This window comes from Rhizobium sp. RU35A (genome assembly GCF_900156005.1).
Taxonomy (GTDB): domain Bacteria; phylum Pseudomonadota; class Alphaproteobacteria; order Rhizobiales; family Rhizobiaceae; genus Neorhizobium; species Neorhizobium straminoryzae.
Genome location: NZ_FTMR01000001.1, coordinates 819,958 through 836,226, shown reverse-complemented (window position 1 = coordinate 836,226; position 16,269 = coordinate 819,958). Strand labels below are relative to the sequence as shown.

The window sequence follows — 16,269 nt, the reverse complement described above, 5'->3', positions numbered from 1 at the left end:
GCGTCATGACGAACAAAAAAGGGGATGGCAGTGTATTGCCATCCCCTTTTTCAGTCTGTCGGCTGCTGGAGCGGCTTACGCCTGCACCATCAGTTCGGCCTGCCGGATCGCGTCAAGGAAGCTCAGGTCCTCGGCGTCATCCTGGGCATAGACGAAGAAATCGGCCTCGGTCTGCAGCTTGAACTTGTAGGGGTTCTCGATGATCTTCTTCAGCGTCCACTGCGGATAGCGGCTGTCGATGAAGTCCGTGAACTTGCGATGGCGCACATGGTTGGCGCCGCGCTTGTCGGCGGCATCGAAGTTCGAGGCGTAGATCACCACATAGCGACTGGACAGCGTGAACAGCCGGTCGAGATAGCCCTCGAAGATCCGGTCGTCGATCAGGTGATAGAGCACGTCGAGGGACAGCGCGCAGTCGTAGTTGTCTTCGTGCAGTTCCCAGTCGAGCGTCGGATCATCCATCCAGATGAAATCGTAGCCGGGCTTTGCCGCATACATCGCCTTGGTGCGCTCGATGGCCGTACGGGATACGTCGAAACCGGTATAGCGCGGAAAATCGAAATATTGCAGCTGGTTGCCATCGCCGGAGCCCAGTTCGACGAAGGATTTCAGCTTGCGCTGCCGGGCGAAGAAGTTGAGGACCACCGCCTTGTAGCGGGCCAGCACGTCATAGGAACCCGGACCGGAATTGCCGCCACTGCGGTAGCGTTCTTCCCAGTAGCGGGAGGAATCGAACACAAGCGGGGCCTCGGCGGGTTGCCGGACCGGTTGCGTCGGTTCACTCACCGGCATGCGGTTGACTTGCACGTCGCTCTGCACCGGTCTGGTGGAAACCGGGGCGGCCAGCGGAAGATCCTGCCCGATCAGGTAAGATGAGGCTGACGTTGCCCAGGGCTGCTGCGGCGCCAGCGGCACGCTCTCCACCACCTTCGCCGGCGGCGACATGATCGCGTCCAGTTCGCGCAGCTGCCTCGACAGCGGGAAGTTTTCCGCCACGTAGTCGATCCACTGGTGCGTCTCGCCGTTCAGGATCAATTGCACGGCTTCGGCGATGGAAGAGAAGCGGATGGCATCCGGCCAGAACTCCTCGGCACCGGGATAATCATGCACCACCGGCAGCGCGCCCACTGCCATTGCCTCAGCAATGTTGTAGCCGAAGCTTTCATGGATGGAGGTGGAGAGGATGACACCCTTGTCGGCCAGGAAGGCCGGCATGTTCTGCTGCCAGCCATAGAAGCGCACATTGTTCGCAAGCCCCAGCTTCTCGGTGGTGCGCTGGAGATAGGGCATGGTGACGAATTCTTCCTGCGCGCCGGCGACATGCAGCGTGTAGGAGGGATCGACCTTCACCAGTTCATGCATGATCTGCAGGAACATCGGCTGGTTCTTGCGCAGGAAGGGTTTTGCCACCCAGGCGATCTTCTTGCGATCCAGCGTGGCGATCGGCTTGAACTTGTCGAGATTGAGCCCGTTCCAGAGCACATGGGTGCGCGTCTTGGCATCCAGCTGCGGCACGCGGTTCTTCAGAACGCGCAGCATGTCGTGCGAGACGAGGATCAGATCGTCGATGTAGTCGAAGCGAAGCCGCTGCGGGAAGCTCGATTCGACGATTTCGAACCGGTGCCAGCGCACGATCACCCGCTTGCCCATGCCGCGAATGTTCTGGTTCAGCGCCTGCAGGAAAAGCTCGTTGCAGAATTCGAACCACACGACATCCGCCCACTGCACGACCTTGTCGATGTCCTGCATGTTGCGCGGGCTGATCGCCATGATCTCGTAGGTGTCCGACAGGTGGCGTGCGATGTCGCCGATGAAGCTGTCGACCTCGATCAGAATTCCCAATTTCTTTTTCTGCATCATGGAGGATCCAATATCGGTGCTGGAAAGGTCTGTCCTGAAGGCGGTGTGACGCGCCGGACGTTCGGGGCGCATGCTCGCATTCTTCTGATACCGGATTACGCATCCTAGCTTTCGCCAGGCTGGTGCTTGCGGGCACCTCCCTGCAGCGGCGTTGCGCGCTCCGTCACCGCCTTGTCAGCCTGGCACAAGCTGGCCCGGATATGCCGACCGGACGTTGGTGGAGCCGTCCGTCCTGTCGCGGGGCGCATGTCCCTCACGCTTCCAAGGCTGCAATCCCGGAGACCTGTCGTGACTTTTCAACCGAAGACCGGTGACACGCTTTATCTGATCGGTGCGCATGGCGAGACCGCCACGCCGGTTGCCTCGGCGCTTCCGCAGGCGGCAGCCGCGGAGAGGCAGGCAACCGAGGCGGTGCCAAACGCAGCTGCTTCTTCCGATCCGAGGCCGCTGGTGCGCACCTTCGATGTGTTCGATACGCTGATCGCGCGCCGCTGCATCGAACCGTCCGGTGTCTTTGCCATCATTGAGGAACGGTCCGGCCTCAAGGGCTTTGCCGCCGCGCGGCGCAAGGCCGAAGCCCATGTGCTGGACCGGCCGCATGATCTCGACGTGATCTATGCGGAACTTGCCCGTCTTCTCGGCGTCGAGCCGGTGAAGCTTGCGGCACTCAAGGCGCTGGAAGTGGATGTCGAGAAGGAGCAGGTGATCCCGATTGCCGAAAACCTGGCGCGCGTGCGCCATGGCGACGTGCTGATCTCCGACATGTATCTGGGCGCCACCCATATCCGCAGCCTGCTCGACCGTGCCGGTCTTACCGCCCGCGTCGGACTGGTGGTGACGAATGACGGCAAGAAGACCGGCCGCATCTGGCCGGACATTTCCGCCAACCTGCGCATCGAGGAACATCTCGGCGACAACGAGCATTCCGATGTGAAGATGCCGGCATCCTTCGGTCTGACAGCCCGCCTGACGCGGCTCGACAAGCCGTCCGCTGTCGAAACGGTGCTCATCAATCTCGGTCTGCGCCAGCTGGCGGAACTGTGCCGTGAAGCCCGCCTGCGTACCTTTTCCGAAGATGCCGGCATCCGCACGGTCCAGCTCATCCAGGCCAACCTCAACTTTCCGCTGATGCTGATGGCCAGCATCGAGCTTGCCAATCTGGTGCGCCATCTCGGTCTTCGCCGCGTGCTGTTTTCCAGTCGCGATTGCGACATGTGGGTGCCGCTGTTCGAGGAGGTGGCGCGCCGCAAGGGCGTCACCTGCAAGGCGGAGTATTTCTACACCAGCCGCCTTGCCAAGATGCAGCCGTCCGAAAGCTATCTGGCCTATGCGCGCGACCGCATCGGCCAGGACAGCATCGTCGTGGATCTCTGCGGCACAGGCTGGTCGCTTTCGCATCTGGCCGAGCGGCTTGGTCTGTCGAAGGTGCCGGTCTTCTTCCTGCATAAACTTCCGTCAGCGAAGGCTTACGAAGAGCTGTCGCAGACACCGGATGCCTGCGCCTTTCACGCATTGATCCGGCCGGATGCGCCGGATGTGTTCAATACCATTCTGGAAATGTGCAATTATTCCGATCACGGCATGGTGCGCGATGTGCGCATGGTCGAGGGTTTTGCCCTGCCTGTTCTCGCCGAAGACGAGCGGGGCGCTGCCGATCATGCCGCTGTCCGGGCGCAGAAGGAGACCTTCGCGCTGGCGGTGTCGCTGGTGAAGCATTTCGATCTTAACCACGTCCTGCAACTGGACCAGCCCTCGATCTCGGCGGTCAGCACCGCGCTCTACCAGAGCCTGTCGCGCCAGCAGTCACTGCGCGGGCTCTACGGCAAGAGCCACATGGACGAGGAAGTCCGCGTACGCCGCCAGATCGGCTGCAACTGATGTCAGACGCCAATCACCAGGAGACACGGCCGATGGAGCTTGTGGAACTCGCCGATCATTTCCAGACGGACAAGGGCACGCGGACGGGCCATGCGCACAACTACGCGGTCTTCTACTCCTTCCTGTTCGAAAGCTTTCGGCATGAAGCCTTTTCCATGCTGGAAATCGGCTTGCAACGCGGCGGTGTCGAAGCCGGCGCCTCGAAGGATCGTGTCGGCTCGGACGTGCCCTCGATCCGCACCTGGCTGAGTTACTTCCCCAAGGCTGATATCTTCGGGTTCGATCTCTCGGATTTCAGCCATATCCATCTCGACCGCTTCCGCTTCTTCCGCGGCGATCTCGGTAGCGGCGCGGATCTCGACCGCGTGGCCGGCGACCTGCCGGAGCTGAAGCTGATCATCGATGATGGCTCGCATGCCTCCTTCCACCAGCAGTTCGCCTTCCTGAAGCTGTTTCATAAGGTGGCGCCGGGCGGCTTCTACATCATCGAGGATTTCCACTGGCAGCCGCCCTTCGAGGCCGACCTGCCGCCCTGCCACAAGAGCGCCAAGGTGTTTCAGGATTTCGTCGAGACGGGGCGGTTCGACATACCCTTTGCCCATCCCGATTATCTCGCTGCCATTGCCGGCCAGATCCAGCACGTCTTCATCCACCGCAACAATCGCGGCGGCATCGACAGCTGGCAGACCAAGATGATCGCTATCCAGAAGAAGGCCTGAGACCGCGTGAGCCCGCAATCGATGAACCAGATCTCCTACAGCGTCGTCACCGGCTGGTATGCCGATCACAAGATCCGCACCTATGCCACGCGCGGTGATGAATTCGTGCGCTCCACCGAATGCTTCGATCTCTGGTATCGCTGCATCGATTCGTTCACCGCGCCGGAAAGCATCCTGATCGTCGATTCCGCCTCGCCGGTCATGCCGGTTCTCCCGGACGATCCGCGCATCAGCGTCGTCCGGCTGAAGCAGAATTTCGGCCATGCGGTGCAGGGCTTGAGCTATCTCTGCGGCTGGTCCAAGGCGCTGCTCTGCGGCCTGATGTACGGCTTCACCAATGGCTCGGACTATACCGTGCTGATCGAGCAGGGGTCGTTGTTTTACGGACGTGACATCATCGAGCGGCAGATCGCCGCCTTTCCGGATGCCGATATCATCGCGCCCGACGGGCGCGGTACGCCGCAGCCGCTGCAGACCGGCATCATGATCTTCCGCAGCGCCATCATTCCCGAATTCATCGCGGCCTATTGCCGTGTCGCCTCTGCCGATAAGTCGCTGAGCCCGGAGGTAAAGTGCGCGATTGCCGCGGAAGGCATGAATCTCGTCTTCTCGCCGCTGCCTTATGGCCGGCGCCGACCGCTCGATTTCAGCGCCGGACACTTCTTCTTCCGCCACGGCACCACCGAGGAAATCCGCGCCTTCACCCGGCATCTCGGCTGGGGCGAACACCTGGTCGACAGCGTGCTCGCGCGCGAGGCGGTCTGAAGGGGGACGCGCCTGGCATTTTCGCCCTATCGATCCTGATTCCATGCAAAAGGGCGGCCATCGTGCCGCCCTTTTCCGTTGCTGCGTGGTCTGGCTATCGTCGAGGGGGGCAAACCGGGGCGCGGTAATCCGGCCCCGGTTCGTCTCAAGCCTCAGAGAACGCCCGGAATGGGCTGCAACTGGAAGCCGTAGGTCGCAAACACCGCCTGCTGTTCGGCCAGTGCCACGCCGAGATTGTAGTTGGTGGCAATCGGCCGTGTGTGCTTGACGCCGAACTGGTCGAGGATCGCCATGCGGGTCTGCGGGCGGCCGAGGAAGCTCGGCCACAGATGGTCGAGACCGTAGCCGCTTTCGGAATCCCGGAAGCTTTCGATGCAGATCTTCAGTGCGCGACGGGAGAAGAGCGGGCACATGATCTCGATGAAGGGTTCGTGGCGCAGACCACCGCCCGGCTTCTGGAAGGTGATCGGATGCGTCGGATGGCTGCCTTCGCCGGTGGAGAGTGCCGGCTGGCAGAGGTCCAGTTCGTGCAGGCGGCTGAGGTGGAACATACGGTTGATCTCTTCGCCGGAGATCAGCAGGTCGTCGTCGGGCAGCCAGATCCGGTCATAGCCCCAGAGCGGGCTTTCCGCGTAGAAGAGATCGTAGATCAGCTTGAACTTCCGCTTCTGCGGCAGATGCGCCAGATATTCGACGGCGGCCGGCAGGAAGGGACGCTCGGTGCCATAATAGCCGACGCAGATGTCCCAGTTGCGCTTGCTGTCGGCAATGCCCTCCTGCCACTGGCCATGCAGCGAGCCTGCTCCGGCCGGGACGACGACGAGGTTCGGCCGGCGCGGCCTTTGTGCCGCCACGAGGAATTCCGCCCGGCGCGGCATGCTCTTCGGCGTGGCGCGGATCGGATGTTCGGGATGGTCCGTTGCCGTCAGGATGAACAGCGCATTGGTGCTGCCGATGGTGCCGCGGCCGCCGAGCGCCACGATCCGACCGTCCTCGATCTGGGCAGCAGTGAAGATCGCCGAAGGCTGACCATCGGCGTTGACCAGGCAGAGATGGCCGTCGAAGACGTGCCAGTACTCGACGGCCGGGTTGAAGAAATTGCCGATGCGGCCTTCCGGTGCCAGCACGAGGAAGGGGCTGATCTCGCCGGTGTCGAGGCTGCTCAGCCGCCAGAAGCTGCCGCTCAGGCTTTCCTGCGAAAGCGCGGGCGCCTTCATCCAGTTGTCGGAGGCCGATGGTGTGGCCAGCGGGCCGGCGGCTATGGTCATGATGTCTCCTTCTGGCACGGCCGTGCCGCCGTGGCGTGTTGCGCGGAAGAACCGCGGCCGGATGCGAAGATCCGGGCTGCCGGCCCTGTCTGCAGACGTGTCCATCCCTTGTGCTTCCGTCGGCGTGGAGGACGGAAGCGGTATCCCGTGCGGCGCATGACGCCGCAAACTCGATGACGATCCTGCCGGATCAAGCTTGCTCAGGGCTGGACGGCCGCTGCACGGGCTGCGCGACCAGCCTCGCGAAAGCAAGGAGGCTTATGGGCTGTTAGCCAAGACCCTTTGCCGCGACGTCCGGCAAGGCCACGAGGAGACAATCATGCTCAACCAAATGCCCGTTCTCTCGATCTGCGTGCCGACCTACAACCGCAGGCCGATGCTGGAGCGCAATGTCCGCTTCCATCTGGATGCCTTCCGGCGGCTTGGCATCCCGTTCGAGATGGTCATCGTCGATGATCGCTCCACGGACGGCACGCATGAATATCTGGAATCGCTGGCCGGCGTGCCGGAGATTTCTCATCACCGCCGGGTCAAGAATTCGGGCTTCCTCAGCAACTATGCCTTCGCCATGCAGCGGGCCCGCGGCAAGTATGCGCTGTTTCTGGGCGACGACGACCTCTTGATCCCGGAAAAGGTGCTCGAATATCTGCGCATGCTGGAAGCCGATCCCGCGCTCGGCATGATCCAGGCGCCCTGGATGCTGGTGAATGAGCTGGCGGGTGGCGCAGACATGCAGCCCTTCTACCACATTCCCGGCCCCTCGCGGTTCCGCCAGGGCGAATACCAGCAGATGCTGGATTTCATCCTGACCAACCACGTCTTTCCGGAATTCCTGATCATCCGCCGGGAAATCCTCGACCAGACGATTTCCAGCCTCGGTCCCTTCATCTTCTGGGCCTTCCTGTTCACCACGCGCGCGCTCGGCAAGGGCGACGTGCTGTTCTTGCCGGCACCCTTCGCCCGCGTGACCGGTGTGCCGGCCGATGGCGACGTGCAGCAGGGCAAGAAGGAATGCATGTTCCAGTGGGATACCTATCTCGGCGGCCTCGAATATCTCGCCTCGCATGCGCAGATCTCCTCGCGCCTCAGCAATGCCGAGCGCATGAATTTCCACGAGCGCTTCGTGCAGTTCATGCTGGTGCGCAAATCGGTCGCGCTGCGCCTGCTGATGGCCTTCCGCTACTGGCCGGAAGCCTACATCCTCTATCACCGCATGGCAGCCTATCATGCGGCGCCGGCCACCAAGGAAGCCTTCGACCAGATCTGCACGCTGGCCGCGATCGTGACATCGCTGACGGAAGCCTCCGGCTATAGCGGCGGCCCGGTCGTGGTCGATCCGCTGATCACCGACGAGGCGCTGCAACTCCTGCCCGATCATCTCAAGGGCAGCGTGGTGCGCCAGCCGCCGTTCGGACATGCCGGTCCGCGTTCCTGGCTGGTGATGCACCCCGATTTCGCAGCGCAGGTGCCGCCCGGTGACGGGGTCTTCCAGCTGCGCCACTACATGGCGCAGTTCGCCTGATCGGGCAGGGCCGTCGGGCATCGTTCCGCCCGGGTACCGCTCCTCCACCACACAGATCCTCCGTTTACGGGTATCGTCGAAAGCCGGCGATACCCGTTTTGCGTTGGTGTTCTGGTGCATCCGCCATCACGCACATAAAAAAGCGCTCCCCGGGAACCGGAGAGCGCTGGACGGACGACCGGGGAGGGGACCAGGTCGCCGGCCGGGTTCGATGTCTCAATCGGCTTCGATGAGGAAGGGCTCGGTGCGGGGGGCTAGCGCCGGAACGTCGAGGTGATCGGGTTCCAGCCCCCGGCGTGCCCTGTCCGCCATCATCTCGTAGGCGGTTTCCAGGTGGCGGCAGAAACGGTCGGCGTCGAAAAGCGGCTTCACCAGCCGGTTTTCGTCCAGCCGTTGCTTGAAGGCCTTCACGCGTTCCGGGTTCTCGTAGAGATCGATCGCCATGGCAAGATAGTCAGCCTCGTCGCGGGCAATCAGGTCCGGCATGCCGATGGCGTTCAGCAGGCTTTCCGAAACGCGGGAGGCGAAGTGCTGCCCCTTCATCGTCAGCACCGGCAGGCCCGCCCACAGCTGCTCTGAGGTGGTGGTATGGCCATTGTACGGATAGGTGTCGAGCCCGATATCCGCCAGCGACAGGCGCGCCAGATGCTCCTCGTAGGAGACGACCTTCGTAAAGACGATCCGCCTGCTCTCGATTCCGGCCGAGGTCAGTTTGCGCAGGATGTTGTCATGCGACTCGTTGCTCTTGCACATGATCCACAGCACGCTCTTCGGCGTCGCTTTCAGGATGCGGATCCAGAGGTTGATGTTGGCGATGGAGATCTTGCGCGTCGCATTGAACGAGCCGAAGACGAAGGCGTCCTCCGGCAGGCCGGCATCAGCGCGGGTGAAAAGGTCGCGGCGCGGGCGCTGGTAGGGGTCGTTCGGCTGGTAGGTTTCCGGCAGTCGGCAGAACTTTTCCCAGTAATGCGGCTTGGATGCATCCGGCAGCACGTGATGGTCGCCGATGATGTAGTCGAGGTCGGTATTGACGGTGGTACCGGGGAAACCGAGCCAGGCGACCTGCACGGGCGCTGCCTTGAAGTTGAGGATGCCGGGGCGCCCGCCGCGGGTATGCCCCTTCATCTCGACGAGGATGTCGATCTCGTGCTCGCGGATGACGGCTGCCGTCTCCGGATAGCTCAGGTCGCGGACATCGACGATCCGGCCCCAGTCGTCGCGGCCGGTCTCACGTTCCAGATGCTGCAGGTCCGTATAGCAGAACAGCGTGATGTCGAAGCGCTCCGGATCATGGGCCGTCAGCACGGCGCGGAACAGCTTCATCGTGGCATGCTGCGACCAGAAGTCGGATGAGAGATAGCCGATCCGGAGCTTCTTGCCCCAGCGATGCGGCATGCTGCGCCGCTCGGCCGGATGACTTGCCGGGAAGGCGTCCGCCTTGTAGCCGACGCGCTTGTTCAGCGCCTCGTCGGTCAGCCAGTGCAGGTTGTAGAACGGTGTTTCGACCTCGAGAAGGCGCTGGTCGTTGGCACGCAGCAAGCGGTCGAGGCGCGGCTGCAGGCGTTCCATTTCGATGTAGTTGTTCACCTCGCGCTGCGCCACCAGATGCGCCATGATGAGGATCAGGCTGTTCGGCATCCTGTTGAGGAGATTGGCAACGGATTCGCGGTCGCGATCGTTTTCCGGCGTTCCGGTCAGGAGCAGGAAGGCCAGGCTGTTGTGCTGCGAATTCGAGCTCATGGAGAGTGCCGGCAGGAACACCCGGATCATGTCCTTTTCGCCGCGTTTCCAGAACAGCGAGGCAATGATGAAGGCAAGATCCGGATCCTTTTGGGCCCGCTGCAGCAGGTGGTTGCCAAGGCTGAGCGCCATGTCCTCCTGGCCAAGCTCGAAATAGAGCTTCATCGCTTCGGCATAGTAGTCCTCCGCCCGCGAGCCGCCCAGTTCGGCCGCCAGCACATAGGTGCGGGCGGCGTCTTCGCGAAAGCCGAGCGCCACCAGCGTGCGGGCCAGCAGCGTATAGGTCTTGGCGTCCGTTGCGTGGTCCAGAAGCTTGTTCAGGGAGGCCAGTGCCTCGGTGTAGCGGCCGCGATGGAAACTCTTCGAGGCGTCGGAAAACAGGGTCTGCTGGCTCAACATCCGGACTCCGGAAATAGGGTTGCCGATGATCAATCGCGGCGCGCTGATCCACGTTCGGTTAACCAAGCTAGGCGGCAGACCTTGCCCGAAACAGGTGCTTACACAGGCTTGACGAATCAATGCCGTTTTAGCGCCAATTGTCCATAGCCACTTAAGGAATCCGCAATGAATGTCTGCGACTGTCATCCTCACATGACGGGTTTGGTTTCCCAGAAGATCCGGAACCGAGTGGGCATGAGGCCAGACGTCATCACCGGTATTAACAGCCCGGTATGTCCCCCAAAAGTAATCCGTCTAACAAGGGACTAAAATCACTATGACCAGCATTCTTACGAACAACGGTGCAATTGCCGCGTTGTCGACCCTTCGCTCGATCAACAGCGACATGGAAACGACGCAGAACCGCATTTCGTCGGGTTACAAGGTCCAGACCGCAGCAGACAACGCCGCCTACTGGTCGATCGCAACCACCATGCGCTCGGACAACAAGGCCCTCAGCACCGTGCAGGATGCTCTCGGTCTCGGTGCCGCCACCACGGACGTTGCCTACACCGCGCTCGAAAACTCGATCAACGTCGTCGATGACATCAAGGCGAAGATCACCGCCGCCTCCGAACCGGGCGTCGACAAGTCCAAGATCCAGAAGGAAATCAAGCAGCTGCAGAACCAGCTGGTGTCGATTGCCAAGTCGGCTTCCTTCTCCGGTCAGAACTGGGTCTATCACACCGCCTCCGCCGGTGCCGGCACGCAGTCGCTCGTCGGCTCGTTCAACCGTGACAACAGCGGCAATGTCAGCCTGACCACGCTGACCTACGACACCAACAACTCCTCGCTGATCGAAGTCAACTCGGCCGGTGCCTACGTGACCTCCGTCGGCAAGGGCCTGCTGTCCTCGAACATCGAGTACACCAATGCCAGCGGCTCGACGGCCACCACCTCGTTCTCGGTCCTGACCCTCGACGTCAGCACCAACGACCTGACGACCGCCCTGAAGGCCGTCGACAAGGTCCTGCAGAACATGACCGATGCGGCCGCCGATGTCGGTGCTCTCAACAGCCGTATCGACATGCAGGACAAGTTTGTTGCCAACCTGATGGACTCCATCGACAAGGGCGTCGGCAAGCTGGTTGATGCGGACATGAACGAAGAATCGACCCGCCTGAAGGCGCTGCAGACGCAGCAGCAGCTGGGCATCCAGTCGCTGTCGATCGCCAACAGCAACTCGCAGAACGTTCTGTCGCTCTTCCGTTGATCCCAACGGGTTCATCGAACGACATCGTTTCCGGATCGCGCCCCGCAAGGGGCGCGATCTTTGCGTTTCAAGGCCTGCCATGGGTGGCTCGTCTCACCATGCCTGTCCCCGCTCCAGGCCGAGACGGCTTTCGCAATCCCGTCAGCCCTGTTTCAAACTTTTGCAGATATTAAAGAAATCGCGGACCGGATTTACCCTTCGTTAAGGACGTTAGGGTTAACTGATCCCACTCAAGCGGTGCGTCTCGCTGCTGTGTTCAGCTGAGACGGGCATGAAGCATACCACCTCTTGCCGGAGAGAAACCGGAATGTCCCTGAACTTTTCGTCCGCAACAAGGGGCACTTTCTATGACGAGCATTCTGACCAACACCGCTGCGATTGCAGCTCTCTCCACGCTGCGCTCGATCAACAGCGACATGGAAACGACGCAGAACCGCATTTCCTCGGGCTACAGGATCGAAACCGCTGCTGACAACGCTGCCTACTGGTCGATCGCAACCACCATGCGCTCCGACAACAAGGCACTTTCCACGGTGCAGGATGCCCTCGGCCTTGGTGCAGCGACCACGGACGTTGCCTACACCGCGCTTGAAAACTCGATCAACGTCGTCGACGAAATCAAGGCGAAGATCACCGCCGCCTCCGAACCGGGTGTCGACAAGTCCAAGATCCAGAAGGAAATCACGCAGCTGCAGAACCAGCTGATTTCGATCTCCAAGTCTGCTTCGTTCTCGGGCCAGAACTGGGTCTATCACACCGCGTCCGCCGGCGCCGGCACGCAGGCCATCGTCGGCTCGTTCAACCGCGACGGCAGCGGCAATGTCAGCCTGACCACGCTGACCTACGACACCAACAACTCCTCGCTGATCCAGGTCGACTCGGCCGGTGCCTATGTCACCTCCGTCGGCAAGGGCCTGCTGTCCTCGCACATCGAATACACCAACGCCACCGGTTCCACGGCCACCAGCTCCTTCTCGGTCCTGACCCTCGACGTCAGCTCCGACGACCTGACGGCCGCCCTGAAGGCCGTCGACAAGGTCCTGCAGGACATGACCGATGCGGCCGCAGACGTCGGCGCGATCAACAGCCGCATCGATCTGCAGACCAACTTCGTTGCGGACCTGATGGACTCCTTCACCAAGGGCGTCGGCAAGCTGGTTGATGCGGACATGAACGAGGAATCGACCCGCCTGAAGGCGCTGCAGACGCAGCAGCAGCTGGGCATCCAGTCGCTGTCGATCGCCAACAGCAACTCGCAGAACATCCTGTCGCTCTTCCGTTAAGAGCAGCCTGATCCCCGATATCGAGGCCGCGCCCCCAGCGCGGCCTTTTTCCATTTCTGAGCCAGCTTCACGAAAGCTTCGCGCAGGCTTCGGCATATTTACTGCGTCTTAAGAAATCGGCCTTGCGTTCATGTCTTGTTAACCATATACGCAAGTTCCGCTGCTTAAGAACGCCGAGCCGACCAACAGGGCAATGATCTCTGGTCGGCGAGCATGATGCGCCCGTGCGTTACCGGTTCAGCCTCCGGTATGTCCCGTTAATCGTCAGGGGCAATCCTCAATGACCAGCATCATTACGAATACCGGGGCGCTTGCCGCCCTCCAGACCTTACGCGCCATCAACCAGAACATGGAGACGGTGCAGAACCGCATCTCCTCGGGCTACCGGGTCGAAACCGCTGCCGATAACGCCGCGTACTGGTCGATCGCGACGACCATGCGCTCCGACAACAAGGCCCTCAGCACCGTGCAGGACGCGCTCGGTCTCGGCGCGGCCAAGACCGATACGGCCTATACCGGCCTCGAATCGGCGATCAGCGTCGTCGACGACATCAAGAGCAAGATCGTCGCGGCCTCCGAACCCGGTGTCGACAAGACGAAGATCAACAAGGAACTGAACGAGCTGAAGAACCAGCTCGCCTCGATTGCCAAGTCGGCGTCGTTCTCGGGCGAAAACTGGCTCTACAACACCTCGTCTGTCGGGGCGACCACCAAGAACATCGTTGCCTCGTTCAACCGCTCGGCCGATGGTGCCGTGTCGCTGACGACGCTGGAATATGATGCGTCCGCCTCGGTGATGATCGATACGCACAGCGCCGGCCGCGGCCTCCTGACCAAGGACTGGGCCGTGACCCAGCCGAACGGCACCGCCGGCACGACCACCGCCAACTATTATCTGCTCGATGCCAATTCGACCCTGATGGGCACCGGCGCCGAGATCTCCATCAACAACAGCACCAGCTCCGACCAGCTGGCCGGCATGCTGAGTGCCGTCGAAGCCATGCTGCAGCAGCTGACGGATTCGGCAGCGACGCTCGGTGCCATTACCAGCCGCATCGACATGCAGGATCAGTTCGTCTCCACCCTGATGGACGTGATCGACAAGGGTGTCGGCCGTCTCGTCGATGCCGACATGAACGAGGAATCGACGCGCCTCAAGGCCCTGCAGACGCAGCAGCAGCTCGGCATCCAGTCGCTGTCGATTGCCAATGCGAATGCGCAGAACATCCTGCAGCTCTTCCAGAAGTAAGCCTTCGCCCTGATCCCGGCCACGCCGTCGGTCATCGGCGTCGGCAATGCCGGATCGCGACTTGCCCTGTCGCGGTCCGGCATCTTCATTTTCGCACAAGTTTGGCTGCCTAAGGTTCCAATATATTCACGCTCTTTGTCTAAAAACTGGCTGAGTGCGCCGGTATTCCAAACGGGACAGTGTCATGATTGCGTTGGCGAAATTTCCATCCTTCCACGGCCGCTGGCGCCTGCGAACCCGTGCTTTCCTCGTCTTCGCCACCCGCGCCGAAGGAGCCCGCCCATGAGCGCATCGCTGTCACGCTATCTGAAGGATTTCGGCGCGATCCAGCCGCCGGCAGCACCCCTGATGGCTGAAAGCCTGATCGAGGATGCAGGCCCTTCCTTTTCCTTCGATGCCTTTCCTCCGGAACCCGCCATCGACATCGATGCGGAGCGCGCCGAGGCGCGTGCCGAGGGGGAGCAGGCGGGCCGCGCAGAGATCCGCGCCCTCTGGGAGGCGGAGAAGGCCGAGATGGAGGCCAGCCATGCCGCAGAGCTCGCGGCCCTGCGTCGCCAGCTGGAAGAAGCCGCTGCCCAGCGGGTGGACGAGGGCTTCCGCCGGATGGTCTCGACGCTGGAAGCCAGCCTTTGCGACCAGGTGGCCGCAGTTCTCGCACCCGTCATGAGCGAGGCCGTTGCGGCAAGGGCCATCGCGCAGCTTGCCGAAGCCATCCGCCAGGCACTGGGGGGCGGGCAGGCTGCGGTGCTGACCGTTTACGGCCCCACGGATCTGTTCGAGCGTCTGAAGGATACGCTGGGTGAGGATGCGCCGACGCTGCGCCATGTTCCCGCCGCCGATCTCGACATCGCCGTCGATCTCGATGATGCCGTTCTCGTGACTCGCCTCTCGGCCTGGGCAGCCAGCCTGAGGAAGGTGCTGGCATGAGTGAGCAGAACCATCATCACGGCAAGAACGAAATCATCATCGTCAAGAAGCATGGCGGCGGTCACGGGGGTGCCCATGGCGGCGCCTGGAAGATCGCCTATGCCGACTTCATGACGGCGATGATGGCCTTCTTTCTCGTGATGTGGCTGGTCAATGCCTCGAACGAGGAGACCAAGGCCTCCGTCGCGAGCTACTTCAATCCGATCAAGCTGTCCGACGAGACGCCTGCCAAGAAGGGCCTGCAGAAACCGGTGGAATCCTCCGACGGGCAGGAGAAGCGCGAGCGTTCCAAGGTCAAGGCCGATGCCGACAAGGTCGGAGCCTCGGCGGCGACCGGCGAGGACCAGACCTCCAGTTCCGGCGACGAAGCCAATTATTCCGAAGCGGATTTCTTCGAAAACCCCTATTCCGTGCTGGCCGAAATCGCCCAGGAAGTGGGCCAGCAGGCCAATGTCAGCGCCAAGGGCGAGGGCGGGGCCAATGATTCCGGTCCGGCGACCGGTGCGGAGGGTGGCGAAGCCTTCCGCGACCCGTTCGATCCGGATTTCTGGACGCAGCAGATCGAGACCAGGCGCGCCGACGGAAAGCAGCGGGCCGATGCCGCGAAGGCGCCCCCCAGTCCGGAGACGCCGCCGGCCGATGCTGTCCCGGCTGAAATGCTGCCGCCGACGCCCCAGCAGATGGCGGCGGTTCAGCCCCCGGCGGCGACCCAGGCGGCGGCGCAGGCCGCTGCTGCGGCCGATGCCCCTGCCGAGACGCCACCCGATCTTTCTCCGGCTGCCGCGGCGGCCAAGCCGCCTGCCGCATCCGCGGCCGGCGATCCCTCGGTGCAGAAGCCGACGCCGGCCCAGCTGGCGCTTGCCATTCCGCGCCCCCGTCCCGACGCAACCCCGGTCGAGCCGAAGCCGGATGGCAGTGCGGCACCGACGCTCGCCGACCGGCAGAAGGCTGCGGACGAATTGCGGCAAGCCATCGAGAACCAGATCGCCGGCGTCTCCGGCAAGCTCGCCGAGGGGCTGATCGTGACGCCTGCCGAGGGCGGTGTGCTGATCACCCTTTCCGACCAGACGGACACGCCGATGTTCAACATCGGTTCAGCCGTGCCGCGGCGCGAAATGGTTCTCGCCATGGAAAAGATCGGGGCGATCCTCAAGCAGCGGGCCGGCGACGTGGTCATTCGCGGCCACACCGACGGGCGGCCCTTCCGCGATATCGGCAACGATAACTGGCGCCTGTCTGCGGCGCGCGCTCACAGCGCCTATTTCATGCTGGTCAAGGGTGGGCTCGAGGAAACGCGGGTGAAGCAGATTTCCGGCTTTGCGGACCGTCGCCTGCAGGTGCCCGCCGATCCCCTGGCGGATCAGAACCGGCGTATCGAAATTCTGCTTGAGGATGGCAAGGCCTGAC

12 protein-coding genes are annotated in these 16,269 nt (G+C 62.3%); 9 read left to right on the top strand and 3 right to left on the bottom strand.

Translation table 11 applies throughout. The features are described from left to right. Positions 1–75: 75 nt before the first annotated feature. A complete protein-coding gene (locus F3H95_RS04195) occupies positions 76–1,860 on the bottom strand; it encodes a glycosyltransferase (protein WP_188134288.1) in 1,785 nt (594 codons plus the stop codon). A gap of 288 nt (positions 1,861–2,148) precedes the next feature. Here F3H95_RS04195 and F3H95_RS04190 point away from each other — a divergent pair, with 288 nt between their 5' ends. From F3H95_RS04190 to F3H95_RS04180, 3 genes are read left to right on the top strand one after another with little or no spacing between them, the layout of a single operon-like run. Beyond that, complete coding sequence (locus tag F3H95_RS04190) at positions 2,149–3,738, top strand: hypothetical protein (RefSeq protein WP_149745020.1); 1,590 nt, start codon at positions 2,149–2,151, stop codon at positions 3,736–3,738. A 32-nt stretch (positions 3,739–3,770) separates the two neighbouring features. After that, the gene (locus F3H95_RS04185) at positions 3,771–4,457 is read left to right on the top strand and encodes a hypothetical protein (protein WP_142880452.1); all 687 of its coding nucleotides are present in this window, start codon (positions 3,771–3,773) and stop codon (positions 4,455–4,457) included. Positions 4,458–4,463: 6 nt separating this feature from the next. After that, complete coding sequence (locus F3H95_RS04180) at positions 4,464–5,222, top strand: hypothetical protein (RefSeq protein ID WP_149745019.1); 759 nt, start codon at positions 4,464–4,466, stop codon at positions 5,220–5,222. 152 nt (positions 5,223–5,374) lie between these two features. Here the strand turns inward: F3H95_RS04180 and F3H95_RS04175 are convergent, their stop codons facing one another. After that, positions 5,375–6,490 (bottom strand): hypothetical protein, encoded by a 1,116-nt coding sequence (locus tag F3H95_RS04175; protein WP_142880454.1) that lies wholly within the window; start codon positions 6,488–6,490, stop codon positions 5,375–5,377. A 319-nt stretch (positions 6,491–6,809) separates the two neighbouring features. Here F3H95_RS04175 and F3H95_RS04170 point away from each other — a divergent pair, with 319 nt between their 5' ends. Then, a complete protein-coding gene (locus F3H95_RS04170; RefSeq protein ID WP_142880455.1) occupies positions 6,810–8,012 on the top strand; it encodes a glycosyltransferase family 2 protein in 1,203 nt (400 codons plus the stop codon). Between the two features lie 216 nt (positions 8,013–8,228). On the opposite strand, the gene F3H95_RS04165 is transcribed toward F3H95_RS04170, so the two are convergent. Continuing rightward, complete coding sequence (locus F3H95_RS04165; protein ID WP_149745018.1) at positions 8,229–10,151, bottom strand: glycosyl transferase; 1,923 nt, start codon at positions 10,149–10,151, stop codon at positions 8,229–8,231. A 316-nt stretch (positions 10,152–10,467) separates the two neighbouring features. Between F3H95_RS04165 and F3H95_RS04160 the strand changes: the two genes are divergently transcribed. The 5 genes from F3H95_RS04160 to F3H95_RS04140 all read left to right on the top strand — a co-directional run bounded on the left by F3H95_RS04160 (position 10,468) and on the right by F3H95_RS04140 (position 16,268). Beyond that, positions 10,468–11,403, top strand: coding sequence for a flagellin (locus tag F3H95_RS04160; RefSeq protein WP_142880457.1), 936 nt, complete (start codon positions 10,468–10,470; stop codon positions 11,401–11,403). Positions 11,404–11,750: 347 nt separating this feature from the next. After that, positions 11,751–12,686, top strand: a complete 936-nt coding sequence (locus tag F3H95_RS04155; protein ID WP_142880458.1) for a flagellin — start codon at positions 11,751–11,753, stop codon at positions 12,684–12,686. Between the two features lie 280 nt (positions 12,687–12,966). Continuing rightward, positions 12,967–13,935, top strand: a complete 969-nt coding sequence (locus F3H95_RS04150; RefSeq protein ID WP_149745017.1) for a flagellin — start codon at positions 12,967–12,969, stop codon at positions 13,933–13,935. Positions 13,936–14,217: 282 nt separating this feature from the next. After that, complete coding sequence (locus tag F3H95_RS04145) at positions 14,218–14,862, top strand: hypothetical protein (RefSeq protein ID WP_149745016.1); 645 nt, start codon at positions 14,218–14,220, stop codon at positions 14,860–14,862. Further along, the gene (locus tag F3H95_RS04140; protein WP_149745015.1) at positions 14,859–16,268 is read left to right on the top strand and encodes a MotB family protein; all 1,410 of its coding nucleotides are present in this window, start codon (positions 14,859–14,861) and stop codon (positions 16,266–16,268) included. Before F3H95_RS04145 ends, F3H95_RS04140 begins: the two co-directional genes overlap by 4 nt. The last annotated feature ends 1 nt before the right edge of the window (position 16,269 follow it).